Source organism: Pseudomonas fluorescens HK44 (assembly GCF_000217955.3).
GTDB lineage: Bacteria > Pseudomonadota > Gammaproteobacteria > Pseudomonadales > Pseudomonadaceae > Aquipseudomonas > Aquipseudomonas fluorescens_AQ.
Genome location: NZ_AFOY02000009.1, coordinates 1 through 24,900, shown reverse-complemented (window position 1 = coordinate 24,900; position 24,900 = coordinate 1). Strand labels below are relative to the sequence as shown.

Annotated in this window: 24 protein-coding genes; 7 read left to right on the top strand and 17 right to left on the bottom strand. The window is 58.8% G+C overall.

From position 1 onward, the window contains the following. Positions 1-20: 20 nt before the first annotated feature. On the top strand, positions 21-668 hold the full coding sequence (pdxH, locus tag HK44_RS08730) for a pyridoxamine 5'-phosphate oxidase (protein WP_019692167.1): 648 nt from the start codon (positions 21-23) through the stop codon (positions 666-668). A gap of 5 nt (positions 669-673) precedes the next feature. On the opposite strand, the gene HK44_RS08725 is transcribed toward pdxH, so the two are convergent. Further along, positions 674-910: a hypothetical protein gene (locus HK44_RS08725; protein ID WP_019692168.1), complete on the bottom strand. Its 237-nt coding sequence runs from the start codon at positions 908-910 to the stop codon at positions 674-676. A gap of 168 nt (positions 911-1,078) precedes the next feature. On the opposite strand from HK44_RS08725, the gene HK44_RS08720 reads away from it, so the two are divergent. Continuing rightward, positions 1,079-1,543 carry a glycine zipper 2TM domain-containing protein gene (locus HK44_RS08720; protein ID WP_019692169.1) on the top strand — a complete coding sequence of 155 codons (465 nt, stop codon included), beginning with the start codon at positions 1,079-1,081 and terminating at the stop codon, positions 1,541-1,543. A gap of 126 nt (positions 1,544-1,669) precedes the next feature. Here the strand turns inward: HK44_RS08720 and nhaA are convergent, their stop codons facing one another. Then, positions 1,670-2,857, bottom strand: coding sequence for a Na+/H+ antiporter NhaA (nhaA, locus tag HK44_RS08715; RefSeq protein WP_019692170.1), 1,188 nt, complete (start codon positions 2,855-2,857; stop codon positions 1,670-1,672). 277 nt (positions 2,858-3,134) lie between these two features. On the opposite strand from nhaA, the gene HK44_RS08710 reads away from it, so the two are divergent. Further along, positions 3,135-4,229 (top strand): PLP-dependent cysteine synthase family protein, encoded by a 1,095-nt coding sequence (locus tag HK44_RS08710; protein ID WP_019692171.1) that lies wholly within the window; start codon positions 3,135-3,137, stop codon positions 4,227-4,229. 115 nt (positions 4,230-4,344) lie between these two features. On the opposite strand, the gene HK44_RS08705 is transcribed toward HK44_RS08710, so the two are convergent. The 3 genes from HK44_RS08705 to HK44_RS08695 all read right to left on the bottom strand — a co-directional run bounded on the left by HK44_RS08705 (position 4,345) and on the right by HK44_RS08695 (position 7,438). After that, positions 4,345-5,958: an NAD(P)/FAD-dependent oxidoreductase gene (locus tag HK44_RS08705; protein ID WP_019692172.1), complete on the bottom strand. Its 1,614-nt coding sequence runs from the start codon at positions 5,956-5,958 to the stop codon at positions 4,345-4,347. 111 nt (positions 5,959-6,069) lie between these two features. After that, on the bottom strand, positions 6,070-6,744 hold the full coding sequence (locus HK44_RS08700) for a COG3650 family protein (RefSeq protein WP_019692173.1): 675 nt from the start codon (positions 6,742-6,744) through the stop codon (positions 6,070-6,072). Positions 6,745-6,838: 94 nt separating this feature from the next. Further along, a complete protein-coding gene (locus HK44_RS08695) occupies positions 6,839-7,438 on the bottom strand; it encodes a short chain dehydrogenase (RefSeq protein ID WP_019692174.1) in 600 nt (199 codons plus the stop codon). 103 nt (positions 7,439-7,541) lie between these two features. On the opposite strand from HK44_RS08695, the gene HK44_RS08690 reads away from it, so the two are divergent. Beyond that, complete coding sequence (locus HK44_RS08690) at positions 7,542-8,450, top strand: LysR family transcriptional regulator (RefSeq protein ID WP_019692175.1); 909 nt, start codon at positions 7,542-7,544, stop codon at positions 8,448-8,450. 16 nt (positions 8,451-8,466) lie between these two features. Here HK44_RS08690 and HK44_RS08685 read toward each other — a convergent pair whose 3' ends face one another. The 4 genes from HK44_RS08685 to HK44_RS08670 are packed head-to-tail and all read right to left on the bottom strand — an operon-like array spanning position 8,467 to position 10,970. Beyond that, positions 8,467-8,979, bottom strand: coding sequence for a DoxX family protein (locus tag HK44_RS08685; protein WP_019692176.1), 513 nt, complete (start codon positions 8,977-8,979; stop codon positions 8,467-8,469). Continuing rightward, the gene (locus tag HK44_RS08680) at positions 8,976-9,749 is read right to left on the bottom strand and encodes an HvfC/BufC N-terminal domain-containing protein (RefSeq protein WP_019692177.1); all 774 of its coding nucleotides are present in this window, start codon (positions 9,747-9,749) and stop codon (positions 8,976-8,978) included. The genes HK44_RS08685 and HK44_RS08680 overlap by 4 nt, the downstream gene beginning before the upstream one ends. Continuing rightward, positions 9,746-10,636, bottom strand: coding sequence for an MNIO family bufferin maturase (bufB, locus tag HK44_RS08675; RefSeq protein ID WP_024264812.1), 891 nt, complete (start codon positions 10,634-10,636; stop codon positions 9,746-9,748). Before bufB ends, HK44_RS08680 begins: the two co-directional genes overlap by 4 nt. A gap of 25 nt (positions 10,637-10,661) precedes the next feature. Next, on the bottom strand, positions 10,662-10,970 hold the full coding sequence (locus HK44_RS08670) for a BufA1 family periplasmic bufferin-type metallophore (RefSeq protein WP_019692179.1): 309 nt from the start codon (positions 10,968-10,970) through the stop codon (positions 10,662-10,664). A 652-nt stretch (positions 10,971-11,622) separates the two neighbouring features. Here HK44_RS08670 and ltrA point away from each other — a divergent pair. After that, complete coding sequence (ltrA, locus tag HK44_RS08660; protein WP_024264771.1) at positions 11,623-12,939, top strand: group II intron reverse transcriptase/maturase; 1,317 nt, start codon at positions 11,623-11,625, stop codon at positions 12,937-12,939. Positions 12,940-13,038: 99 nt separating this feature from the next. On the opposite strand, the gene HK44_RS08655 is transcribed toward ltrA, so the two are convergent. From HK44_RS08655 to HK44_RS08635, 5 genes are all read right to left on the bottom strand, one after another. Next, positions 13,039-13,740, bottom strand: coding sequence for an ABC transporter ATP-binding protein (locus tag HK44_RS08655; RefSeq protein WP_019692180.1), 702 nt, complete (start codon positions 13,738-13,740; stop codon positions 13,039-13,041). After that, positions 13,741-14,508, bottom strand: coding sequence for a high-affinity branched-chain amino acid ABC transporter ATP-binding protein LivG (gene livG, locus HK44_RS08650; RefSeq protein WP_019692181.1), 768 nt, complete (start codon positions 14,506-14,508; stop codon positions 13,741-13,743). Continuing rightward, positions 14,505-15,761, bottom strand: a complete 1,257-nt coding sequence (locus HK44_RS08645; RefSeq protein ID WP_019692182.1) for a high-affinity branched-chain amino acid ABC transporter permease LivM — start codon at positions 15,759-15,761, stop codon at positions 14,505-14,507. The genes livG and HK44_RS08645 overlap by 4 nt, the downstream gene beginning before the upstream one ends. Continuing rightward, the gene (livH, locus tag HK44_RS08640) at positions 15,758-16,681 is read right to left on the bottom strand and encodes a high-affinity branched-chain amino acid ABC transporter permease LivH (RefSeq protein ID WP_019692183.1); all 924 of its coding nucleotides are present in this window, start codon (positions 16,679-16,681) and stop codon (positions 15,758-15,760) included. The genes HK44_RS08645 and livH overlap by 4 nt, the downstream gene beginning before the upstream one ends. Before the next feature lie 232 nt (positions 16,682-16,913). Then, positions 16,914-18,041 (bottom strand): branched-chain amino acid ABC transporter substrate-binding protein, encoded by a 1,128-nt coding sequence (locus HK44_RS08635; protein ID WP_019692184.1) that lies wholly within the window; start codon positions 18,039-18,041, stop codon positions 16,914-16,916. Positions 18,042-18,387: 346 nt separating this feature from the next. On the opposite strand from HK44_RS08635, the gene HK44_RS08630 reads away from it, so the two are divergent. Further along, complete coding sequence (locus HK44_RS08630) at positions 18,388-18,693, top strand: DUF2288 domain-containing protein (RefSeq protein ID WP_019692185.1); 306 nt, start codon at positions 18,388-18,390, stop codon at positions 18,691-18,693. Between the two features lie 231 nt (positions 18,694-18,924). Here HK44_RS08630 and HK44_RS08625 read toward each other — a convergent pair whose 3' ends face one another. Next, a complete protein-coding gene (locus tag HK44_RS08625) occupies positions 18,925-21,105 on the bottom strand; it encodes a hypothetical protein (protein WP_019692186.1) in 2,181 nt (726 codons plus the stop codon). Positions 21,106-21,300: 195 nt separating this feature from the next. Between HK44_RS08625 and HK44_RS08620 the strand changes: the two genes are divergently transcribed. Beyond that, a complete protein-coding gene (locus tag HK44_RS08620; RefSeq protein ID WP_080690598.1) occupies positions 21,301-22,197 on the top strand; it encodes an NAD(P)-dependent oxidoreductase in 897 nt (298 codons plus the stop codon). Here HK44_RS08620 and HK44_RS08615 read toward each other — a convergent pair. Together HK44_RS08615 and HK44_RS29460 are read right to left on the bottom strand one after the other, a co-directional pair. Next, a complete protein-coding gene (locus tag HK44_RS08615) occupies positions 22,088-24,373 on the bottom strand; it encodes a putative bifunctional diguanylate cyclase/phosphodiesterase (protein WP_019692188.1) in 2,286 nt (761 codons plus the stop codon). The genes HK44_RS08620 and HK44_RS08615 overlap by 110 nt on opposite strands. Positions 24,374-24,645: 272 nt before the next feature. After that, positions 24,646-24,900: hypothetical protein (locus HK44_RS29460; RefSeq protein ID WP_206756133.1), on the bottom strand; the 255-nt coding region annotated here is incomplete at its 5' end.

The following is a 24,900-nucleotide window of genomic DNA, read 5'->3' as shown; positions in this document are numbered from 1 at the left end:
ACAAGCACAAGGAAAACGCTATGCCCCGGACTCTGGCTGATATGCGTCGTGACTACACTCGCGATGGTTTGACCGAGGCTCAGGCCCCGGCCGAGCCATTCGCGCTGTTTCATCAGTGGTTTGCCGAGGCGGTGAATACCGAACAACCTCCGGTCGAGGCGAATGCCATGACCCTGGCCACGGTTGATCAGGACGGTCGCCCGCATTGCCGGATCCTGTTGCTCAAGGGTCTTGATGATCAGGGTTTTACCTTCTTCACCAACTACGACAGTGCCAAGGGTCAGCAGCTGGCGGGCAATCCGTTTGCTGCCATGACCTTCTTCTGGCCGACCCTGGAGCGCCAGGTGCGTATCGAGGGTCGGGTGGTGAAGGTCACACCGCAGGAATCCGATGCCTATTTCCAGGTACGGCCGCTGGGCAGTCGCCTGGGGGCCTGGGCGTCTCCGCAGAGTCAGGTGATTGCCGATCGTGCCGAGCTGGAAGGGCTGCTCAAAGTCACTGAACAGCGCTTCAGCGATAGCCAGCCGCATTGCCCGGAACATTGGGGCGGCTATCGTTTGCTGCCAGAGCGCATCGAGTTCTGGCAAGGTCGGGCGAGTCGTTTGCATGACCGTCTGAACTATCGTCTGCAAGGCACCGACTGGAGTCGCGAACGCCTGGCGCCGTAAACCGGTTACGCAGTGGGGTAGGTGGCAGCTGCCGCCTCCAGCCACTGTGGCAGGTCCCGACGTTTGATATTCTGCTGCCGGGCAATGGCCAATTGTTGCAGCATGAACGCCTTTTTCTGTTCGTCATTACCGGCAAGTGCCAGCGCCAGATCACGGTCCATCCAGCGTTTGATCCGCACGTACAGCCACCCATGGAAGTACAGTCCGGCAATGGTGGTGACGACAATAATGAAGTAATCCATGGGAATCCTTGGTGCGATGACGCAGGTTCTGGAATTTGGCGCTACTGTGTGATGACTTCTCAAGTGCGACTGTACTGCACCTGAATGAAACCAATTTTATCCGGGCGGTGCCGTGACAGGCGTCAAGCTGCGGAGTTTAATGAATACCTGTCCTTTGGAGTTGATGCTATGCGTAAGTCTGTTTTGCTGGTTGCTTCTTTTTCTACGATGGCGATGCTGCTCACCGGTTGCCAATCGAACCTGACCGGTGACTCCTACTCCCGCGACGAAGCACGTCGGGTGCAGACGATCCGTATGGGTACCATCGAGTCCCTGCGTCCGGTGAAAATCGAAGGCACCAAAACCCCGATCGGCGGTGCAGCCGGTGCGGTCGTTGGCGGCGTTGCCGGCAGCTCCGTGGGGGGTGGCAAAGGCAGTGTCGTCGCTGCGGTGATCGGCGCAGTGGCCGGCGGTCTGGCGGGTTCTGCCATCGAAGAAGGCGCGACCCGTACCCAAGGCGTGGAAATCACCGTTCGCGAAGACGACGGCAGCATGCGCGCCTACGTTCAGGAAGTTCAGCCAAACGAAGTATTCCGTGTTGGCGAACGTGTGCGTATCTCCACCGTCGGTGGCACCAGCCGCGTTTCGCACTAAGTTTTACGCGGTTAAAACAAAACCCCGATCAGGTAACTGGTCGGGGTTTTGTGTTTTTGGCTGATTGTTTTGTTAGACCACTACAGCACACCTTGGCTGTGTGAACTCAGTAATAAATCCGGCTATTCAGGGCGCACTATTGATGCTCTTGCGACTGGCCGCTGCGGTCACTGCATAACCGATCAATGCGGCGAGGATCGAGCCGGTGAGAATGCCCATGCGGTCCATGCCAGCGTATTCGCTGCTGCCCGGCACAAAGGCCAAAGAACCGACAAACAGACTCATGGTGAAACCGATACCGCAGAGGATTGCCACGCCGAATACCTGGCCCCAATTGGCGCCAGCGGGGAGGGCGGCGATGCCTATTTTGACGGCGAGCCAGGTCAGGCCGAAGACACCGACGGTCTTGCCCAGCAGCAAACCGGCAGTAATGCCCATCGGTACGTGGTGGGTGAAGCTCTCAAGGTTAACGCCAGCCAGTGAAACACCGGCATTGGCGAAAGCGAACAATGGCAGGATACCGAAGGCCACCCAAGGGTGCAGCGCGTGCTCCAGGCTCAGCAGTGGCGAAGGCTCGGCGTTTTTCGTGCGTAGCGGAATGCAGAACGCCAGTGTCACACCGGCCAGCGTGGCGTGGACACCGCTCTTGAGTACGCACACCCATAGAATCAGGCCAATGATCATGTAGGGACCGAGCTTGACCACGCCTAGCCGATTCATCGCCACCAGCGCCACCAGACAGGCTGCGGCCAGCATCAACGACAGCGTCGACAAAGCGCCGGAGTAGAAGATCGCGATGACAATGATTGCACCCAGGTCATCGATGATCGCCAGGGTCATCAAAAACAGCTTCAGCGAGACCGGCACGCGCTTGCCCAGCAAGGCGAGCACGCCGAGGGCAAAGGCGATGTCAGTGGCCATCGGGATCGCCCAGCCGCTCAGGGCTGGCGGGTTGTCCTTGTTGAGGAACCAGTAGATCAACGCCGGCACGACCATGCCGCCGATGGCGGCTGCACCCGGCAGGACGATCTGCGACGGTTTGGACAGATGGCCTTCGAGGATTTCGCGTTTGACCTCGAGGCCGATCAACAGGAAGAACATCGCCATCAGGCCGTCGTTGATCCATAACAACAGCGGTTTGGCGATTTTCAGGGCGCCGATCTGGGCGACCACGGGAGTGTCCAGCAGGCCGTTGTAGAGCCAGGACAGCGGTGAGTTGTTGATGATCAGGGCAAGAGCTGCGGCGGCAATCAATAACAGACCGCTGGCAGCTTCCAACTGAAAGAAACGCGTGAAAGTGCTACGCAGAGGCAAGTTTGCTCTCCATCTATCGATTCAAAAGGTGGACCACCCTAACCCGTACGGTTAGTTGTTAAAACAAAAGTTATATTCTTTTTTGTTATATATCGTTACAGCCAGGGTTGTCGCGCTGAGCCTAGCAGTTGGCTGGCGTATTGGGCCTCAGCTCTACCTGTGCGTTAGGCAGGTTTTTTCCTAAGCTTACTGACTGAGCCTTTCGACAAGGTCAATCCGTTGCCTGTTTTCACCGCCAGGTTTCCCTACGTCTAATCGATTCAACGAGAAAAAGACCATGAGCGACAACCGTCAGTGGGCTCGTGAAGCCATCCGGATCATCGAAGCCGACTTCCAGCGCAGCGCCGATACGCATCTGATCCCTTTGCCACTGCCGGGATTGCCGGGCATCGAGTTGTACTTCAAGGATGAATCCAGTCACCCCACCGGCAGCCTCAAACATCGACTGGCGCGTTCGTTGTTTCTCTACGCGCTGTGTAACGGCTGGCTCAAGCCTGGGGCGCCGGTGATCGAGGCGTCCAGCGGCTCGACGGCGATCTCCGAGGCGTATTTCGCGCGCTTGCTCGGCTTGCCGTTCATTGCTGTGATGCCGGCCACGACCTCCCGGGAAAAAATTGCGCAAATCGAGTTCTACGGTGGCAAAAGCCATCTGGTGCAGGATCCGACGCAGATTTACGCCGAGTCCGAGCGCTTGGCCCAGGAGCACGACGGCCATTTCATCGACCAGTTCACCTATGCCGAGCGTGCCACCGACTGGCGAGCCAACAACAACATTGCCGAGTCGATTTTTCAGCAGATGCGTTTTGAGCGTCATCCTGAACCGAGCTGGCTGATTTCCAGCCCTGGAACGGGTGGCACTACCGCGACCTTGGGGCGCTACGTGCGTTATCGCCAGCATTGCACCCGCGTGTTGTGCGCCGATGCCGAGCGTTCGGTGTTCTTCGAGTACTACCAGACCGGCGACGCGAGCTTGCGTCTGGATTGTGGTTCGCGGATCGAAGGCATTGGCCGGCCGCGGGTCGAGGCGTCGTTCTTGCCGAAGGTCATCGATGCGATGGTCAAGGTGCCGGATGCGCTGTCGCTGGCGGCCATGCATTACCTGGCGCAGCGTTTGGGCCGGCACGTGGGCGGTTCCAGCGGGACCAATCTGATCGGGGCCCTGATGGCTGCCCAGCAGATGATTGCAGCCGGAGAGAGTGGCTCAATCGTGGCGATTCTGTGTGATAGCGGCGAACGCTACGCGACCACCTATTACGATCAGGACTGGCTGAAGGCTCAGGGGTATGAGCTGAGTGGTCTGATCGCGGCCGTTGCGGCCAGTGTCGAACGCGGCGAGCCGCTGCCGGCCAGCGTGTTGCGCGCCGGTATCTAAAACCAGGCACTGTCCCCGTAGGAGCAAGGCTTGCCCGCGATGAACGATAATGCGGTCTTTCGGGAAGACCGCGTCAACTTCATCGCGGGCAAGCCTTGCTCCTACAGGGTTTCGGTCAGGCCTCGATACCGAGAATATCCCGCGCCACCGCTTCGGCAATACGAATCCCGTCGACACCCGCCGACAGGATCCCACCGGCATAACCGGCGCCTTCACCGGCCGGGAACAGGCCTTTGACGTTCAGGCTTTGCATCGACTCGTTACGGGTGATCCGCAGCGGCGAAGAGGTGCGGGTTTCGATCCCGGTCAGCACCGCGTCGTGCAGCGAGTAGCCGCGAATCTGCTTCTCGAAGGCCGGCAAAGCTTCACGAATGGCGTCGATGGCAAACGCCGGCAACGCCAGCGCCAGATCGCCCAGTGCAACCCCGGGTTTGTAGGAGGGTTCGACGCTACCCAGCGCCGTCGACGGCTTGCCTGCGATGAAATCGCCGACCAGTTGCGCCGGTGCTTCGTAGTTGCTGCCACCCAGCACAAAGGCGTGGGACTCCAGACGCTCCTGCAACTCGATCCCGGCCAATGGGCCGCCCGGATAGTCGACTTCCGGGGTGATGCCCACAACAATCCCGGAGTTCGCGTTGCGTTCGTTACGCGAATACTGGCTCATGCCGTTGGTCACCACACGGTTCGGCTCGGATGTCGCCGCCACCACGGTGCCGCCCGGGCACATGCAGAAGCTGTAGACCGAACGACCGTTCTTGGCGTGGTGCACCAGTTTGTAGTCGGCGGCACCGAGTTTCGGGTGACCGGCGTATTTGCCCAGGCGCGCGCTGTCGATCAGCGATTGCGGGTGTTCGATACGGAAACCCACCGAAAACGGCTTGGCTTCCATGAACACGCCACGACCGTGGAGCATGCGGAAGGTGTCGCGGGCGCTGTGGCCGAGGGCGAGAATCACGTGTTTGGAGTGGATCTGTTCGCCGCTGGCGAGCTCGATACCGCTCAACTGGCCGTCTTCGATCAGCACGTCAGTGACTTTTTGCTGAAAGCGTACTTCACCGCCCAGCGCGCGAATCTGCTCACGCATGTTTTCGACGACGCCCGTCAGACGGAACGTACCGATGTGCGGTTTGCTGACGTAGAGGATCTCTTCCGGCGCGCCGGCTTTGACGAACTCGTGCAGGACTTTGCGGCCGTGGTGCTTGGGATCCTTGATCTGGCTGTACAGCTTGCCGTCAGAGAATGTCCCCGCGCCGCCTTCACCGAATTGCACGTTGGACTCAGGATTCAGCACGCTTTTACGCCACAGACCCCAGGTGTCCTTGGTGCGCTGACGCACTTCTGTGCCGCGCTCGAGAATGATCGGCTTGAACCCCATCTGCGCCAGCAGCAGCCCGGCGAAAATCCCGCACGGGCCGAAACCGACCACGATCGGCCGTTGGCTCAAATCCTGTGGAGCCTGGCCCACGACCTTGTAGCTGACATCCGGTGCCGCATTGACGTTACGGTCGTCGGCGAACGCGCGCAGCAACTTCGCCTCATCGCGCACGTTAAGGTCGATGGTGTAGATGAAGCACAGTTCGGAAGATTTTTTGCGCGCGTCGTAGCTGCGCTTGAACAAGGTGAAATCGAGCAGGTCATCACTGGCGATGCCCAGGCGTTGCACGATGGCAGGCCGCAGGTCTTCTTCGGGATGGTCGATCGGCAGCTTGAGTTCGGTGATTCGTAACATGACGGGGTCCGGTTCGCGGGGGCGCACAACTGCGCCAAAGGCGTTTCACAAACCGGCGATTATAAGCCTCAACGGTCCGTTCCGGTGAGGCTAAAACAGCATCCTGTCGAATCAGTCGTTACGCGAACCGCCGAAATACGCGCAGCCACGTTGTACCTGGCCGTTGACCCGCAACTCGGCGCTCATGAATTGAACGCTGCCGTGGGCGCTGTCGACGCAGCGTTGTGGCGCGATCCAGAGTTCAACGTGTTGGTCATTGGCTTCGCTACTGAGGTTGAAACGTCCGTTACCGAGTTGTTCTTCCAGAAACGGCAAGGCCAGCGCTGGCTGGCCGGCGCGCTCGATCACCATGCCTTTGGTGTTGACCTTGACGTTCCAGTCGGGCGTAGTGCCGCTGGCACGCAGGATCAGCCGCTGGAAGTTGGGGTCTTCACAGGCCGCGCTCGAGCGCTCGACGCGGTATAGCTGCTGCACGTCGAACTGGGCACCCGCATCAGCTGATTTGCCCACGGGAACACGGCCGCGCACGTCAGCGAAAATCTTGTGCTGCGTGCCCGCCAGCGTTGCGGCTTCCTGCAGAATGCTGGTGCTGCCGGCGTCATTGACGACATACAGCTTGTTTTCCTGGCATGGCTGAAACATCAGCTTGCCGTTGGCCATGCTGAGTTCGCCCTGCATGCGGGTCAGGCCGGCCATGGACGGTTTCTCAGGCGGGCTCTGCAGCAACTGGCAACCGGCGAATACAGGAAGCAGGGCGACAAACATCAGGGAACGGGCAGCACGCATTGTTGGGTCTCCAGACAAGTGCCGCCACGTTACTCAGGCTGACCGCTCATCACAACCCTGCAGTGCGCCTGCCTTCCTGTACAACGCGTCGTTGTTAGCCAACGTTGTAGATCTGGCCTGTCTGCAAGCCTTCTACGCTTTTCGCGTAGGCCAGCGCCACATCGGCGGCTGGAACCGGTTTGAATCCGCGGAAGTACGGTGCGTAGCTGCCCATGGCTTCAACCAGTACGTTAGGGCTCACCGAGTTGATCCGCAGACCGCGTGGCAATTCGATAGCCGCCGCTTTAACGAAACTGTCCAGGGCTCCGTTGACCATGGACGCCGAGCTTCCGGTACGAATCGGATCGTGGCTGAGAATGCCGGTGGTGAAGGTGAATGAGGCGCCGTCATTGGCGAACTCCCGGCCGATCAACAGCAGATTGACCTGGCCCATCAGCTTGTCCCGCAAGCCCAGCTCGAAGTCTTTTTCGGTCATGTTGGCCAACGGCACGAAATTGACGCTGCCGGCGGCGCAGATCAGTGCATCGAAGTTGCCGGTCTGTTCGAACAGCTTGCGGATCGAGGCGCTGTCACTGATATCAACCTGGAAGTCACCACTCTTGCGAGCGATACGAATGATTTTGTGGCGCTGGGACAGTTCCCGGTCAATGGCCGAGCCGACAGTGCCGGAGGCTCCAATCAAAAGAATTTTCATCGTGCTTATCCTCAAGTGGGTGAATGTGGTTTCAGTTTAGTGTGGTTTTTTTATTGATAAGCGTGCTAATGGGCAACCTTTGGTTTTCAATTGGAAACAATCCATGAGCGAAATGGATGATCTGGCGGCGTTTGCGGTGTTGATCGAGGCCGGCAGTTTCACGCTGGCAGCGCAGCAACTGGGGTGTAGCAAGGGGCAGCTGTCCAAGCGCATCAGTCAGTTGGAAACACGTTTCAGCGTAGTGCTGTTGCAGCGAACCACACGGCGTTTGAGCCTGACGGCGGCCGGTGCGGCGTTGTTGCCGCAAGCGCTGGCGCTGGTGATTCAAGTAGAGCGGGCGCGACAGGCCCTGGCACGGTTGAAAGACGATATGGCGGGGCCGATTCGGATGACGGTCCCGGTGTCGCTGGGGGAGACTTTTTTCGATGGGTTGCTGCTGGAGTTTTCCCGAGAGTACCCCGACGTGCAGATCGAGCTTGAGCTGAACAACAGTTACCGCGACTTGTCGCGGGACGGGTTCGATCTGGCTATTCGTTCAGAGGTGGCCAACGACGAGCGAATGGTGGCCAAGCCGCTGTTGGCCTGGCACGAGATGACTTGCGCCAGCCCGGCTTATCTTGAGCAGTTCGGTGAGCCGCAGACGCCAGTGGACCTGGTCGATCATCGTTGCCTGCTCAACAGCCATTACAGTGGCCGGGAAGAGTGGCTGTACCACCAGCAACATGAGCTGTTGCGGGTGCGGGTCTCGGGGCCGTTCGCCAGTAACCACTACAACCTGCTGAAGAAGGCTGCGCTTGCCCATGCGGGGATCGCGCGCCTGCCTTCTTACTTGTTGCAGGCTGAACTGGCCGATGGCCGTTTGCGCTGGCTGCTGCGCGACTATCAGACCCGAAGCATGCCGATGTATCTGGTGCACCCGTATCAGGGCGGCTTGCCCAAGCGCACGCAAGTATTGGCCGACTACCTGATGAGGTGGTTCAAGCGCAGCGGCGAAGCACTGGATCGGCTGTAGCAGCGGCTACAAGAGCTTAGCGTTTGGCGGCGTAACGTTTGGCGATCAGATGATCGATCGACAGCGCGCCCGGACCTCTGGCCATCAGGTACAGCAGAATCGCCGCCCAGGTGCCGTGAGTCGGATAGGCGTCCGGGTAGACAAAGGTCTGAATGGTCAGCGTCATGCCCAATAGCGCCAGGGCCGAGAAGCGTGTGGCGAAGCCGACGAGGATCAGGATCGGGAAGAAATGCTCGGCGAAGGCCGCCATGTGCGCCGCCAGTTCCGGGGACAGCAGCGGCACGTGGTATTCGCTTTGGAACAACGGAATGGTCGAGTCTGCGAGGCGCGGAATACCGAGCTGGAAGGTGCCGTCGAACAGGTCGATAGCCAGGCCCTCGACCTTGGTCTGGCCAGACTTCCAGAACACCGCGGCAATGGAGAAGCGTGCAACGAAGGCGGTCAGGCTGTGGGGGATCCTCTCGAACAGTCCGATGATTCGTTCGATCAGGAAGGTGATGGCGTTCGGGTGTTCGGTGCGGGTATTCATGGCGATACCTTGTCGTGTTGCAGGTGGATGATGGCGTTATGGCCGATCAGCAGCGCCAGGCACTGGCTCAAGTCAAACGCCGGGGCGGCGTCCAGGGCATCGGCTACCGCTTGCCCCAAAGGGTGGTTGTTTTGCAGGCTGTGGATGAAGGTCGCCGTGCCGACGTCAATCGCAAAGACCTCAACCTCCAGGCCATTGCGCAACACCAGCGCGCTTTGCGGGTGATACGGCGCAAGGTTCCGGGGGGGTGTGTCAGTCTGGTGGGCGGCCCATAGCGCAACGGTGGCGTACGACGAACTCAGCGTGAACGTTGAGGGGTGCAGATGAATGTGTAGCTGGGCGAGCGCTTCGGGAGCAGCCAGCGCCGCAGCAATCCGGGCAGGCTCGACAGCGTTGGCATCTGCCGCGTGATAGGCCATCACCCGCAAGCGCTCCAGGCGTGCGACATCTGCGAGATACGGCACTGAAGCGGCCGGCGCAAAGTGCTCAATGAAACTGGCGAAGTCACTGCCGTAGTCGTTGATCAGCGCACTGCTCGGCGGGAAATCCCGCCCATAAAACTGGGCCATGGCCCGAAAAAACTCATTCCCGACCAACTGCGATACCACCGGATAGCTGTCGGCCAGGGCGTTGATCAGCGAGCTCTGCACGTTGTTGCGGTACACCGCGAAGCGGCTATCCGGGTCAGCACCGTTGGCGCTGAACAAACCGTCAGGGCAGGGCCGTCGAGGATCAAGCAGGGCGGCGGCGAAATCGGCTTGAGTGTTCATCGGCGTACCCCGGTATAACCCAGCAGCTCATCGGCCTGACGGGCCTCGGCGTGCAGCGCGGAAAACGCAGGCACCTGATTGTCACGTTCAATCAGCGTGGCCACCGGCCCGACGCGCTCAAGAACACGTGTGTACAGCGCCCATACGGCGTTATCGATGGGCGCGCCGTGATCGTCGATCAGCAGGCGATCGCCGAGGCTGTCAGTGTCTTCGGCAAATCCGGCCAGATGGATCTCGCCCACGGCATGCAGCGGCAGTGCGTCGAGGTAGGCCAATGGATCGCGCTGATGATTGATGCAGGAGACGTAGACGTTGTTCACATCCAGCAGCAAACCGCAGCCAGTGCGGCGGATGACATCCGTGATGAAGCAGGCTTCGTCCATGCCGGAGCGCTGGAACTGCAAGTAAGTCGCCGGGTTTTCCAGCAGCATGGGGCGTTTCAGATACTCCTGAACCTGGTCGATATGCTCGCAGACACGCTGTAGTGTCGACTCGTTATAGGCCAATGGCAGCAGGTCATTGAGAAACACCGGGCCGTGGCTCGACCAGGCCAGGTGTTCGGAAAAGGATTGGGGTTGATAGCGTTCGATCAGATGGGCGAGCCGGGCAAGGTGCTCGGGGTTCAGCGGACCTTCGCCGCCGATCGACAGACCGACGCCATGCAGCGACAGCGGATACTGCTCGCGGATCAAACCCAGGTAATGATGAAACGGGCCGCCGGCCACCATGTAGTTTTCGGCGTGGACTTCGAAGAAGCCGATGTCCGGGCGAGTATCGAGTACTGCGCCAAAGTGCTCGGTCTTGAGCCCCAGCCCCGCGCGGGGCGGGAGCTCGGACGCCAATGCCTGAGTGTGAGGATGTACGGTGTGCAGCGCTGAAGTGGTCATCATCAACACTCAGGCAGAGGAGGGATTACGACTTGGCTTTGTAGGCGGCCATTTGACCGAAGCCGGTCGGCGAGGTCGGGCTGGCAGTCTTATCGCAAGTGCCTTTTGGCACCAGCTTGAAGTGGTTGCTCTCGTAGTCGATTTTCGAGGTGCCCGCGCAGGTAGTGCCTGCACCTGCGGCGCAATCGTTTTTGCCTTTCATGGCGACGCCAAAGCATTTTTCCATGTCAGTGGCTGCGGCATGGGCAGTGGTCGGCAGCGCCGCGATGCTCAAAGCGGAACCCAAGGCCAGGGCGAGGGCGGCAGCGGACAGGGTGCGAGTGGTAGCGGTCATGATGTTTCTCCAAACAAGGGATGGGTTCAAGTAAGCGTTTATGCTTGCTTACCCCTCTAGAGAAAGGTCACTGCGGTTCGTTACAGCGCGTGTGAAAAAACTTTTGTACACGACACAATCCTGTAGGAGCACGGCTTGCCGGCGATGGCGTTCTCCCAAGCACCATCGCCGGCAAGCCGTGCTTCTACAAGGCAAAAAAAAACGGCCCGCAGGCCGTTTTTTTGTGTGCGCCCAGCATGGGCGCAATCTTGTGGGTGAAAGTCCCGCCGTAAGCTGACCACAGCGAACGAAGTGAAGCGCAACTGCATGAGGGTGACCGAGTGTGGGGAGGAAGCGTGAATCGAAGCCATGAGCCGATGTACAAGAACCGGATAAAAGGCGCGGCCGATCAGGGCGAGCGGGCACAAAACCGCGAAGCTCTTGTGGTCAAGGATCAGGCTGTGTAAATCCGGCGGTTGTGTGGTGAAGGATTGCGTTCTTACCTGGGGAGATCTCGCCTTATGCCTGAAAGGGCGACGGTGCCAGCCGGAGCGAGAAGTCAGCAGAGGCCGTAGTAGTCTTTTTTTTTGACGAAGGGCCGAACGAGAGAAAGCGTTATAGGCCATGTTGATACGAAAGACCGGAAGTCAGATGCCTGCCAAACGCGGGGCGGATGGAGACTGCGAGCGGTGAAGCCGTGAGAAGTCCCGTCAGCGACGAGGTCAATCGCCCGCAAGATGAATCCGACAACGCAGGGCAAGGGCTGCTGGAACGGGCCTTTGCGAGAGAAAACCTGAAGCGGGCGTGGAAACGGGTCAAGGCCAACAAAGGTGCAGCGGGAGTCGACGGTCTGGATATTGATCAGACGGCCGAGTACCTGCTGACCCAATGGGCGGCGATTCGTGAACAGCTTCTATCAGGTGTCTACCGGCCCAGTCCGGTACGGCGTGTAGCCATTCCCAAACCTGACGGCGGTCAACGCGAGCTGGGTATCCCAACGGTCACCGACCGTTTGATCCAACAAGCGCTGCTGCAAGTCTTGCAGCCATTACTCGATCCGACTTTCAGTGAACACAGCTACGGCTTTCGTCCGGGACGCTGTGCGCAGGGCGCCGTTTTAGCGGCTCAGCGCCATGTTTCTTCAGGACGTAAAGTGGTGGTGGATGTTGATCTGGAGAAGTTCTTCGACCGGGTCGATCACGACATCTTGATGGATCGTTTGCGCAAACGGACCACGGATCAGGCGGTTATCCGGCTGATTCGTGCCTATCTGGATGCGGGAACGCTGATCAATGGAGTGGTCGAGAAAAGCCGCTGCGGGGCGCCGCAAGGCGGCCCGCTGTCGCCGTTGCTGGCGAATGTGCTGCTGGACGAAGTGGACCGAGAGCTTGAGCGCAGGGGACATTGTTTTGTGCGCTATGCCGATGATGCGAACGTTTATGTTCGCAGTCAGAAGGCGGGGCAGCGGGTAATGGCCCTGCTGAGGCAGCTGTACGAAAAGCTGCACTTGAGCGTCAACGAGAGCAAGAGTGCAGTGACGAGCGCGTTTGGTCGCAAGTTTCTGGGCTATGAGTTGTGGTCAGCCCGCGGCGAAGTCAAGCGTGCCGCATCCTATAAAGCGCAGAAGCAGTTCAAGCAACGAATACGCTGGTACACCCGACGCTCGTGTGGCCGTAGCTTGCAGCAGATTGTCGATGACCTACAACCTTACATTTTGGGATGGAAAGCTTACTTTGGGTTGTCGCAAACCCCAGCCGTCTGGCGTGCGCTGGACGAATGGATACGACACCGGTTGCGAGCGATCCAGCTTAAACAATGGAAGCGCGGAACGACGACGTATCGTGAGCTGCGAGCACTTGGCGCGAATAACCAGGTGGCGCAGAAGGTGGCAGGAAACACCTGCCGCTGGTGGCATAACAGTCGTCTTGACCTGAATCGCGTGCTTAATATTGCGTGGTTCGACAGGCTGGGATTAGTGCGTTTCTCATAACCTCAATCTCTCGAACCGCCCGGTGCGGACCCGCATGCCGGGTGGTGTGGCAGGGGAGCGGCCTATGAAGGCCGTCCCCTATGCCGATTTCCGCAGTACTTAGCCGCCCAGGTACGCGTCGCGCACTTTAGGGTCGCTCAGCAGGGCTTCACCGGTGCCTTGCATCACCACCCGGCCGTTTTCCAGCACGTAGGCGCGGTCGGCGATTTTCAACGCCTGGTTGGCATTCTGTTCTACCAGGAACACCGTCACACCGTCCTTGCGCAGCTGTTCGATGATGTCGAAGATCTGCTGGATGATGATCGGCGCCAGACCCAGCGACGGCTCGTCGAGCAGCAGCAGCTTGGGTTTGCTCATCAGCGCCCGGCCGATGGCAAGCATCTGCTGCTCACCACCCGACATGGTGCCGCCGCGCTGGCTGAAGCGTTCCTTGAGTCGCGGGAACAACCCCAGGACCTTGTCCATTTGCTCCTGGTAATCGCCTTTGTCGGTGAAGAACCCGCCCATGGCGAGGTTTTCTTCCACGGTCAGACGGGCAAACACCCGACGACCTTCCGGAACCACGGCGATGCTTTTACGCATGATCCGCGCGGAGTCCTGGCCGACCAGTTCCTCACCCATGTAGCGAATGCTGCCGCTATGGGCCTGCGGCGAACCGCACAGGGTCATCAGCAGGGTGGACTTGCCGGCGCCGTTGGCACCGATCAGCGTGACGATTTCGCCCTGGCGGACTTCGACGTTGACGCTATGCAGGGCCTGGATCTTGCCGTAGAAGGTGGAAACGTTTTCGAACTGCAGCATTTACGCTTCCCCCAGGTAGGCTTTGATCACTTCAGGATTGTCGCGGATCTGTTCCGGCGTGCCGTTGGCCAGAGGCGTGCCCTGGTTGATCACGAAGATATGGTCGGAGATGCTCATGACCAGTTTCATGTCGTGTTCGATCAATAGCACGGTGACGTTATGCTCTTCACGCAGGGTGCCGATCAGCGCCTTGAGGTCGTCGGTTTCCCGCGGGTTGAGGCCGGCGGCCGGTTCGTCGAGCATCAGGATGCTTGGACGGGTCATCATGCAACGGGCGATTTCCAGGCGGCGCTGCTGACCATACGCCAGGGTGCCGGCCGGACGGTTGGCAAACTCCTTGAGGTTGACCTTGTCGAGCCAGAACTCGGCGTATTCCATGGCCTCGCGTTCGCTGCGGCGAAACGCCGGCGTCTTGAACAGACCGGCCAGGAAGTTGGTATTCAGGTGCCGGTGCTGAGCAATCAGCAGGTTTTCCACGGCGGTCATTTCCTTGAACAACCGCACGTTCTGGAACGTCCGCACCACGCCTTTACCGGCGATCTTGTGGCCGGGCAGGCCTTCGATCGCTTCACCGTTGAGCTGGATAGTGCCAGCGGTGGGCTTGTAGAAACCGGTCAGGCAGTTGAACACGGTGGTCTTGCCGGCGCCGTTAGGGCCGATCATCGACACCACCTGTTTCTCTTTCACGCTCAGGGCAACGCTATTGACCGCCAGCAAGCCGCCAAAACGCATGCTCAGGCCATCTACTTTCAGGATCTCTCTGCTCATTTACGCAGCTCCATGTGAGGACGTTGCATGGGCAGCAGACCTTGAGGACGCCAGATCATCATCAGCACCATCAAGGCGCCGAACATCAACATGCGGTATTCGCTGAAGTCACGCATTAGTTCGGGCAACAGGATCATCACGACAGCCGCGAGGACCACGCCCAGTTGCGAGCCCATGCCGCCCAGCACCACGATGGCGAGGATGGTGGCCGACTCGATGAAGGTGAACGACTCCGGCGTGACCAGACCCTGGCGCGCGGCGAAGAAGCTGCCGGCAAAACCGGCGAAGCAGGCACCCAGGGTGAAGGCCGACAGCTTGATCACGGTCGGGTTCAGACCCAGCGCACGGCAGGCGATTTCGTCTTCACGCAGCGCTTCCCAGGCACGGCCGATCGGCATGCGCAGCAGGCGGTTGATCACGAACAACGCGAACAGCGCCAGCAACAGCGCCACCAGATAGAGGAAAACCACCTTGCTGACCGGGTTGTACGTCAGGCCGAAGAACTCGTGGAAGGTCTGCACGCCTTCGGCGGCCGTTCTCTCGAAGCTCAGGCCGAACAGCGACGGTTTGGGAATGTTGCTGATACCGTTCGGTCCGCCCGTGAGGCCCGTCAGGTTACGCAGGAACAGACGGATGATCTCACCGAAGCCCAGGGTCACGATCGCCAGATAGTCACCGCGCAGACGCAGCACCGGGAAGCCCAGCAGGAAACCGAAGGTCGCCGCCATCAAGCCGGCGATCGGCAGGCAGATCCAGAAGCTCAGGCCGTAGTAGTGCGACAGCAGCGCATAGCTGTAGGCGCCCACGGCGTAGAAACCGACATAGCCCAGGTCGAGCAGACCCGCCAGGCCGACCACGATGTTCAGGCCCAGGCCGAGCAGCACATAGATCAGAATCAGCGTGGCAATATCCACCGCACCGCGCGAACCGAAGAACGGCCAGACCAGAGCGATCACGATCAAGCCCATGATGACCCAGCGCTGGGTGCTGGGCAGGGTCAGGAAGTTGCTCGCACTGGCCGGGATCAATTTACCTCTGGGCACGGAGCGCATGGCGGCCGTGTATTCGCGGTCGAACAGCACGCGCAGGAACATCAGCACCGAGCAGGCGGTGATGATCAGTAGCGTGGAGGTCGTGGCACCCTGTACTTCAAGGTTGATGCCGGCGATGGACAGTTTCAGGCCGAGTACCGGGTACGCCACAGCCCAAACCAATAGCGCGCTGAAAAGCGCCTGTTTAAGATTCCTGATCATACTTTCTCAACCTCCGGACGGCCCAACAGGCCGGTTGGCCGGAATAACAACACCAGAACCAGAAGGCCGAAAGCCACCACGTCCTTGTACTGGTCACCGAATATATCGGCGCCGAATGCTTCGGCCACCCCCAGCACCAGACCACCGAGCATGGCGCCCGGAATGCTCCCGATGCCGCCCAGAACCGCCGCGGTAAAGGCCTTGAGGCCCACCAGGAATCCGGCGTTCGGGTTGATCACGCCGTACTGCATGCTCAGCAGTACAGCCGCCACGGCCGCCAGGGCGGCACCGATGACGAAGGTCAGGGCGATGATGTTGTTGGTGTTGATGCCCAGCAGGTTGGCCATTCTGATGTCTTCGGCGCAGGCTCGGCAGGCCCGTCCCAGACGTGAACGCGAAATGAACGTGGTCAGGCAGAGCATCACCACCAGGGTTACCACGAACACCAGGATCTGCATGTAGGAGATCAGCACTTCCTGTGCTCCGCCTGGACCGAAGCTGAAGCTGCCCGGAATCAGGTTGGGAATCGATTTGTCCTTGGAGTCCTGCGAGAGCAGTACGGTGTTTTGCAGGAAGATCGACATGCCGATGGCCGAGATCAGCGGGATCAGGCGGTTACTGCCCCGCAGAGGGCGGTAGGCGATCCGTTCGATACTGTAGCCGTAGGCACTGGTGACAACGATGGTCGCCAGGAATGCGGCGGTCATCAACAGCGGTAGAGAATGGATACCCAGCATGGCCAGTCCGGCAAGGACGATGAAGGCCACGTAGGAACCGATCATGTAGACCTCGCCGTGGGCGAAGTTGATCATTCCAATGATGCCGTAAACCATCGTATAGCCGATGGCGATCAGGGCATACGTGCTGCCAATGGTCAGACCATTAACCAGCTGTTGGAAAAAGTGATAGATCTCAGGCATTACTGCGCTCCTAAAAACCTGATACGCATTTCACTGGTGGAGTCATTTTCCCGCTCAGGCCCCGTGGATCTGCATCCACTTCGAACAAGAGGTTTGCCAGCGAACCGCTGATGACGGTTTTGAGATTTTCAGGTGGGGAGGCTTCCGGATCACGGAGGCACGGCCCAATACGTTCGTAAAACAAAGCCCACGGCACGCCGTGGGCTTTATTGGCAGTCAGTCAGGCAGCGCCTTACTGAGGCGAAACTTCGGTTTTAGGTTTGCCAAAGTGCCACTGGTAGACCACGAACTTGAAGTCTTTCAGGTCACCCTTGGCGTCGTAGCTCAGGTCGCCAGTCGGGGTTTTGAAAGTACCCGCGTGGATGGCTGCAGCCACTTTGGCGGTGTCTTCGCTCTTCGCTGCCTTGATGCCGTCAGCGATGACTTCGACTGCCGAGTAGGCCGGGAACACGAACGGACCGCTCGGGTCCTGCTTCTTGGCGGCGAATGCTTCAACCAGTGCCTTGTTGGCCGGATCCTGGTCGAAAGACTTCGGCAAGGTCACCAACAGGCCTTCGGAAGCGTCCTGGGCGATCTGCGAGATGGAGTCGTTGCCGACGCCTTCCGGGCCCATGAACTTGGCGTTCAGGCCTTTTTCCTTGGACTGACGCAGGATCAGGCCCAGTTCCGGGTGGTAGCCGCCGTAGTAGACGAAGTCGACGTTGGCTTGCTTGAGTTTCTGGATGATCGAGGAGAAGTCCTTGTCGCCGGCGTTCAGGCCTTCGAACACGGCAACCTTGACGCCTTTGCCTTCGAGGGTTTTCTTCACGGCGGTGGCGATGCCTTCACCGTATTGCTGTTTGTCGTGCAGAACGGCAACGATTTTCGGCTTTACGTGATCGGCGATGTAGTTGCCGGCGGCAGGGCCCTGGGCGCTGTCCAGGCCGATGGTGCGGAACACCATTTTGTAGCCACGGTTGGTGATGTCCGGGCTGGTGGCGGCCGGGGTGATCATGATCACGCCTTCGTCTTCGTAGATGTCCGAAGCCGGTTGAGTGGAGCTGGAGCAGAGGTGACCGACCACGAACTTGACGCCGTCGTTGACCACTTTGTTGGCAACGGCAACGGCCTGTTTAGGGTCGCAGGCGTCATCGTATTCTTTGGCTTCGAGCATCTTGCCGTCGACACCGCCCTTGGCGTTGATCTGCTCAATGGCCATTTTAGCGCCGATGAACTGCATGTCACCGTACTGGGTCACTGGACCGGTTTTAGGGCCGGCGATGCCGATCTTGATGGTGTCAGCTGCGAACGAATGGCTGGCAACCCCGGCCAGAACCATAGCGGCAAACAGTTTGGAAATCTGCTTAGTAGCCTTATTCATAGTGCTCCACTCTTACTGTTGTAATTTTTATAGTCCTGGCAGCCTGAGCCACAGAACCGGATCGATATTTTGGATATCCCCGGAAATGCCCCCGGCAACTGTACCGGTACAGTGTAGAGCGCCGGTTGTTCGCTTGGAAAGCTGGCGCTCAGGGGCAAAACCTGAGGGTGTCGCATTTTTGAAAGAAAAAGACAGAATTGCGGCGGGATTTTGGCTGCGTAGCAACCTGATTCAGCGGCTATCCTTGCTTTCCTGCAGTTCTCGATCAATGACTCTATTGCATCCGGGTTTTTCTGCCAGTGCGCCGACGTTATGATTGCGCCGATTTCAATTCCGGACAGGACCCATGACTCAAGAACCTAGCACCCTCTATGCCAAGCTGCTTGGTGAAACCGCATCTATTACCTGGAAGGAACTCGAACCGTTCTTCGCCAAGGGTGCCCTATTGTGGGTCGATTCCGGCCTGGATTTGATCGCTGCTGCCGAGGCAGTTGCTCAGGATGAAGGCGAGAAAGTGGCTGCCTGGCTGGCCGCCGACAAAGTCGCCAAGCTCTCTGAAACGCGGGCGCTGGATCTTTTCGAGCGTGATCCAGAGTTATGGGCGGTGGTCGTTTCGCCGTGGATTCTGATCCAGGAAAGGGCGCAGGCCTGAAGTGGTGCACTGATTTGGTGCCGATGGCGTCAGGGTAAAAGTGTGTAGCCGAGTAGCGTGATGGCAGGTTGCCGTAGAGAAATGCCACAGGCTGGCAGTGGGGAAGGTTACGTAAACGTAACGGGAACAGTTTAGTAAGCAGCCGAATGGCTGCTTAATTGTTTCTGGATGTTGGAATCATTGGATGATGCGCTGGATGTCAGACGGCCATCGCGGTCCCCCGACCGGATCTCAGGAGGCCGTCTTGCCCGTATGGTTATTCAGCGAGATGACCTTGGTCTTGCCGATGCGGTGACGGTAGATCTCGCGCAGGTACTTGATGGCCTTTTTCACGCAATCGCGCGACAGGCGGATGTCGTTGATCGAGACAAACTTGTCTTTGTCATTGATCAGCTCGCGGTACTTCTTCTCGTACATCGGCTTGATCGCGTACCAGTTGGTGTCGAGGATCTTCGCCGGGTTTTCGAACTCATTGAGCAGCTCGTCGATCCTGGCTTCGTCGAAGTCTTCATGAATGATGAAGTCGAGGATCGAGTTGTCCAGCGTTTCGTCGAAACGGTACGGAGTGCGGGCAAAGCAGCGCTTGATGAATGCCACGATCAAGGTCAGGAAATCGTCTGACAGGCACGGGCTCTTGGCGATCAGGGTGGTCAGCGAAAGGTTGGCCGAGGCGCCGATCACCAGTGCATAACGCTTGAGCGTGGTGTTGGGGAACAGGCTGTTGAGGTGAGTCTTCAACCGGTTCAGGTCCATGTAGGACAGCTTGTAATCCTTGGGCAGCGATACGATCGACACCACCGACGAGCAATTCTTGAAGAAGTGCAGGTCATGCAGCGCGGCAGCGTCGTAACCCGAGTTCTTGTATTGCTCCAATGACGCGCGATAACGCTTGGACTCGATCGGCAACAGGCTGATGCCTTCGATGGCCTGGGTCACTTTGTTGAAGTGCGGCAGGTCGATGGAGCGGAAGAACAGGTCGTCGATGTTCAGGCGCTGTGGCTCTTTGTCGAATACCTTGAACTTGTCGCTGTTCGGTGCCGGTTGTTCCGGCACCACCGACTCGGCGTAGGCAATCGCTACTGGCCCGGCCAGACTCATGAACAGGTCGTTGGCGTCCAGGCGAATGGTTTCGCCGATATCGATACCGGCCCGACGGAAGTAGTTCTGGTCGTAGTCGGTGGTGACTGCCTGGGCCGTCAGAATATTGAAGATCTGCTGCGAGATGTACTGGTTGGCGTGCTTTTCCATGGCATTGACATCAATGTTCTGGATATTGCCGTCATCGTTCTCTTCGGCGTAACGCATGATGTCGTTGGAGATCAGCATCATCGCGTTCCATGGACGGATGCGGCCCATGACGCTGGCTTCACTGCTGTCTTCGTTGGCGAAGTTGTATGAGAAATCCCATTCTTCCGACAGGTACTTGCACAGCAGGCGACCGGCGTTGATGTGCAGCGCTTCGGACATTTCGCTGCGATGATCGGAAATGTTCGGCAGTACGCAAATGCCGCTGGTGAAGATCGGCTCGAAAACGAAGGAGTGGCCGCTCTTGCTGTCGTGCTCGTCCACCGGTTTGGTGTCGAACGTCTTGTTCATGTACGAGTGCTGCTGGGCCAGCCCGAACTCTGAGGCCATGCCCGAACCGGTACCGCCGCCGGCGCTGAAAATCGAGAAATACAGGCGCGACTGGTTGGCCTTGATGCCGCAGCTGTCGATCAGGTACGAATGGATCATCTTCCAGTCGGGGCTGGAGAAACGCTGGGTGTCCTTGTTCAGGATGATCTTCGCCAGGTACTGGCCGAGGATCGGCGCGTTACCGGCGCCGCCGGCGTGGACTTCCGAGAGGTCCATGATCTTCATTTTGCTGTAGTCGCGCAGGAAGCCGCTTTTTTCGCCCTTGCGCGAGAAGCGGATACGTCCGGCGATGTCTTTGTCCAGGTCGCCGAGCATCACCAGTGGCTCGACCAGGAACACCGGTTTGGTGGCCTTGCCGACACCCAGTTTCAGGTTGTTACGAATCCATTGCGCAGGGCTGTAGCCCTTTTCAGCATAGGGCTTGTCTTCGTTGTTGAACTCGTTGAGGTAGAACTTGCGGGCGTTGTACACCAGCTCCGCGACGTCCAGCGCAATGTTCGAACCGCAGCGACCCAGACCGATCAGGCACACCGAGGGGAACTCCTGCTGATGCAGTTCGTGGGCGTCTTCCAGGTGCGGTGGCTTGGGGAATACCAGATCGCGCAGGCCATCGAGATTGTCGAGGATGCGATCGGTGTTGGTCTCGGTAAAGTACAGGTACTGCTGGGTCGCAAGCGGGCGTGAGCTGGTCAATGGCTTCGGGACTGGGGGTTTATCCGTGGCGGCGGTGAGCGTCAGTTCGGATACCGCAGAGGCAGGATTATTTTTAGAAGTCATTGTGCGCCATGTGCCTGGACTGGTTGGTTCGGCGGCGAGATGTCATCAAGCCATCACGAATAAAGAGCTCGCGACTTTACAGTGCGATATTGTCCCCGGCGATAGGGCTTTACCTGAGCGTCGCTAGGGGGAATCCTTTCCTGATTCATGATGAATCGGCCAATATTCGGCGATCTTTAATCGAGCAGAGGCAAAATAATGGCAGCGTTACCTTCCTTGGCGTTCGCCGGTATTGGATTGATGGGGTTGCCGATGTGCCGGCGTCTGTTGGCGGCGGGTTATCCACTGACCGTCTGGAACCGCAATCCTGACAAGTGCGCGCCCTTGGTCGAGGCTGGCGCGCGACAAGTGGCCACACCTGCCGAGCTGTGTCAGCACGCCGATCTGGTGATGATGTGCCTGGCCAATACCGAGGTGGTACGCGAGGTGGTCTTCGGTGCTTCGGGCGTGGTGTTTGGCGCGAAAGCCGACCAGTTGCTGGTGGACTTTTCCAGTCTGGAGCCCACGGCAACGCGGGAAATGGCTGCCGAGCTGGCCAGCCGTTCCGGTATGGGCTGGCTGGATGCGCCGGTGTCCGGTGGTGTGGCGGGGGCCGAGGCCGCAAGCCTGGCGATCATGGTCGGTGGTGAGTCAGCCGATGTCGAACGCGTGCGTCCGGTGTTGTTGAGTCTCGGACAGCGGGTCACGCACATGGGCGCGGTCGGTGCCGGGCAAGTGACCAAGACGTGTAATCAGATGATTGTTGCCTGTAATGCGTTGGTGATCGCCGAGGTGGTAGCGTTGGCCGAACGTTCAGGCGTGGATGCGAGCCTGCTGGCCGAAGCATTGAGCGGCGGGTTTGCCGATTCGAAACCCTTGCAGATACTTGCCCCGCAAATGGCCGAGAGCCGTTTCGAACCGATAAAGTGGCATGTTCGAACGCTGCTCAAGGACCTGGATGGCGCGGTGAAATTTTCCCGCGAGCAAGGCTCGGCAACGCCGATCAGTGGACTGGCCGCACAATTGATGCGCCTGCACGGTGGTCAGGGCTATCTGGAAAAGGACCCCGCGACACTAATCCATCTATACCGCGAGCCAGACTCAACGCACTGACGGTGTGCGCGTGCTTGCGCTGGTTGATCTCGTTCAGTACCGGACGTAATTCAGCCAGCGGCACCGGGCGGCTCAACAGATAACCTTGAACAAAGTCGCAACCGAAGTGTTTGAGGACCTGGTATTGCTCCGGTGTTTCGACACCGTCGGTGACGACCTGTAAATGCAGGGTGTGGGCCATGACGATAATGGCCTGGACGATCTCCATGTCCTGAGTGGCCTTGGGAATGTCCTGAATAAACGAACGGTCGATTTTCAAGGTGTTCAGGGGCAAGCGCTTGAGGTAAGCCAGGGATGAGTAACCGGTGCCAAAGTCGTCGATAGACAGCGAAACACCAAGTGCCCGAATTTTGCGCAGTAGCACCAGCGTATTGGCGAGGTTGCCCATCAGTGCGTTTTCCGTGACCTCCAGTTCCAGTCTTTGCGGCGCTACGCCGGCCAAGCGCAGCGCACATTCGATTTCTTCGGCAAGCTCTTCGCGCATCAGGTTGAGCGGTGAGCAGTTCACGGTAATTTTCAACGACTCACAGCCGTGCCTGGACAGCTCGCTCAGGTCTTCGCAGGCTTTGCGCAGCACCCAGTTGTCGAGTTCGGCGATCAAGCCATTGGCTTCGGCAATCGCGATGAAACGATCAGGCGCGAGCAAGCCGTGTACCGGGTGCTGCCAGCGAATCAGCGCTTCCAGTTTGCTTACGTGGCCGCTTTTGAGGTCATAGATTGGTTGGTAATAGAGCATCAACCCGGCTTCGTCACGTAAGGCATTGCGCAGTTCTTCTTCGAGTTGCAGCGCCATCGTCGCCCTGGTTTTCAGGTTGGGGCTGAAGAAGTGCAGGCCATTACGGCCATTACCTTTGGATTGGTACAGTGCCAGGTCGGCGTTTTTCAACAGCTCTTCGCAGCTCTTGCCGTCGTCGGGGAACACGCTGATCCCGATGCTGGTGGTCATGACCATGCGCCTGCCGGCCAGCTCTATCGGCTCCTTCATCTTTTGCATGATGCGTTGGGCCATGTGCCGTGCTTCGTCGCGCTCACGCAGGTTGACCAGAATGCAGAATTCATCGCCGCCAAACCGTGCGACCACATCATCGTGGCTGCGGGTCGAGCTTTTGATGTGATTGGCGAGCACTTTCAACAGCTCGTCACCGGCGTCGTGACCGAGGCTGTCGTTGATCCGTTTGAAGTGGTCGATGTCCAGAAACATCACCGCCAGCATGCCGCCGCCGGTGCTTTTCTCGATGAGTTTTTCGGCGAAGATCTGATTGAAGCCGCGGCGGTTGATCAGGTTGGTCAGGGCGTCGTAGTGCGCCACTTGTTGCAGCGACATGCGCGCCTGATCCAGTTGACCAAGCAACGTGTTTACCCGGCGCAAGTCATGTTCCTTGTGTTGCAGCTTTTTGTCGGCGAGGGCGGCGCTGATGCTGCTGCCGATGACCAGCAGCGCGATCAGCGCAATCGTCAGCGCCAGTTGCAGGTGGTCGTTGTCGACCGACAGTTGCATCGGGACTCCGGTCGGCAACACCAGACTCATGGACTGCATGCCGGTGAAGTGCATGCTCACGATGCCGGCGCCGAGCACCAGGCTGGCGGTGTATTTGAGTACCTGATGGGCGATGCCGCCGCCGTTACGCAGACCATGCGACAGCAGCAAGGCAATGGCGCTGGCACCGATGGCAATCAGGATCGACAGGCCGAACACGATTGGCTGGTAGTGGGCCACGGCGTTCGAACGCATCGCCGTCATACCCACGTAATGCATGGTGGCGATGCCCAGTCCGATGCAGATCGAGGTTTGCACGTATTGCCGCACGTTCAGTTGAGTATTGCTCAGGGTGTTCATTGCTAAAAAGGCTGCAATAAAGGCGATCAGCAGGGAAAGCAAGGTGATCGGCAAGTCGTAATGGATGTCGATGGGGGCCTGGAATGCCAGCATGCCGATAAAGTGCATGGCCCAAATGCCACCCGACAGGCAGCAGGCCCCGACCCAGCGCCAGAGCCGTTGAGAGGCAGGGCTTTCGGCGTGACCGATGCGTTCGGCAATGTCCAGGGTGGCGAAACTGGCGGCACAGGCGACCAGGTAGGCCAACAGCACCAGAAAGGGGTCATGGGTGCAATTGAGTACGACTTGCCCGCTGCTCTCTGGCAGCTCGGTAATGAAATGCAAACCAGGCCACTCCATAGCATGCCCCGTCTCTGAGTCATCCTGCAGCGGTGCCATGAACGCTGGCGAATGTCTGGAGTATAGAGACCGTGCACAAGGCGCAAGAAATAGTGGCACATTGGCACTAACGATTTTGCAATAAGCCCAAGAGCGTTTAGATATAAATTGTCACGGACCCGACTTTGGCGGACATGAGCGTGTATCAGCCTGACAAATAGTGACGGACGGCAGCCATAAGGCTGACTGGATTGCTGGTTCCGGGCTGAATGCCGTCGGCAGTGAAGCCCTGATCATAATAAAAGAGACGGACCCATGCAGAACTCGACCCAAGCGGCGAATGCCTGGCGCAGGCTGTTCCTGCTGTTCCTGGCTTCGCGGTGTTTTGTGCGGGATGCCAAGTGGATGAAGGAAGGGTTGTTGACAGTGGTTGAGCCCGGGATTGCGGTGGCGACTGCCTGATCGCCATCGTCGGATCGCCGCCCGGAGCCGGCTCGCTCCCACAGGGGATTGTCGTCGAGCACAAATGTTGCGTCATTGAAGATCAA

Coding starts and splice junctions, on each gene's coding strand:
- pdxH (WP_019692167.1), top strand. CDS start 21: ATGCCCCGGACTCTGGCTGATATGCGTCGTGACTACACTCGCGATGGT.
- HK44_RS08725 (WP_019692168.1), bottom strand. CDS start 910: ATGGATTACTTCATTATTGTCGTCACCACCATTGCCGGACTGTACTTC.
- HK44_RS08720 (WP_019692169.1), top strand. CDS start 1,079: ATGCGTAAGTCTGTTTTGCTGGTTGCTTCTTTTTCTACGATGGCGATG.
- HK44_RS08710 (WP_019692171.1), top strand. CDS start 3,135: ATGAGCGACAACCGTCAGTGGGCTCGTGAAGCCATCCGGATCATCGAA.
- HK44_RS08705 (WP_019692172.1), bottom strand. CDS start 5,958: ATGTTACGAATCACCGAACTCAAGCTGCCGATCGACCATCCCGAAGAA.
- HK44_RS08700 (WP_019692173.1), bottom strand. CDS start 6,744: ATGCGTGCTGCCCGTTCCCTGATGTTTGTCGCCCTGCTTCCTGTATTC.
- HK44_RS08695 (WP_019692174.1), bottom strand. CDS start 7,438: ATGAAAATTCTTTTGATTGGAGCCTCCGGCACTGTCGGCTCGGCCATT.
- HK44_RS08690 (WP_019692175.1), top strand. CDS start 7,542: ATGAGCGAAATGGATGATCTGGCGGCGTTTGCGGTGTTGATCGAGGCC.
- HK44_RS08685 (WP_019692176.1), bottom strand. CDS start 8,979: ATGAATACCCGCACCGAACACCCGAACGCCATCACCTTCCTGATCGAA.
- HK44_RS08680 (WP_019692177.1), bottom strand. CDS start 9,749: ATGAACACTCAAGCCGATTTCGCCGCCGCCCTGCTTGATCCTCGACGG.
- bufB (WP_024264812.1), bottom strand. CDS start 10,636: ATGACCACTTCAGCGCTGCACACCGTACATCCTCACACTCAGGCATTG.
- HK44_RS08670 (WP_019692179.1), bottom strand. CDS start 10,970: ATGACCGCTACCACTCGCACCCTGTCCGCTGCCGCCCTCGCCCTGGCC.
- ltrA (WP_024264771.1), top strand. CDS start 11,623: ATGGAGACTGCGAGCGGTGAAGCCGTGAGAAGTCCCGTCAGCGACGAG.
- HK44_RS08655 (WP_019692180.1), bottom strand. CDS start 13,740: ATGCTGCAGTTCGAAAACGTTTCCACCTTCTACGGCAAGATCCAGGCC.
- livG (WP_019692181.1), bottom strand. CDS start 14,508: ATGAGCAGAGAGATCCTGAAAGTAGATGGCCTGAGCATGCGTTTTGGC.
- HK44_RS08645 (WP_019692182.1), bottom strand. CDS start 15,761: ATGATCAGGAATCTTAAACAGGCGCTTTTCAGCGCGCTATTGGTTTGG.
- livH (WP_019692183.1), bottom strand. CDS start 16,681: ATGCCTGAGATCTATCACTTTTTCCAACAGCTGGTTAATGGTCTGACC.
- HK44_RS08635 (WP_019692184.1), bottom strand. CDS start 18,041: ATGAATAAGGCTACTAAGCAGATTTCCAAACTGTTTGCCGCTATGGTT.
- HK44_RS08630 (WP_019692185.1), top strand. CDS start 18,388: ATGACTCAAGAACCTAGCACCCTCTATGCCAAGCTGCTTGGTGAAACC.
- HK44_RS08625 (WP_019692186.1), bottom strand. CDS start 21,105: ATGACTTCTAAAAATAATCCTGCCTCTGCGGTATCCGAACTGACGCTC.
- HK44_RS08615 (WP_019692188.1), bottom strand. CDS start 24,373: ATGGAGTGGCCTGGTTTGCATTTCATTACCGAGCTGCCAGAGAGCAGC.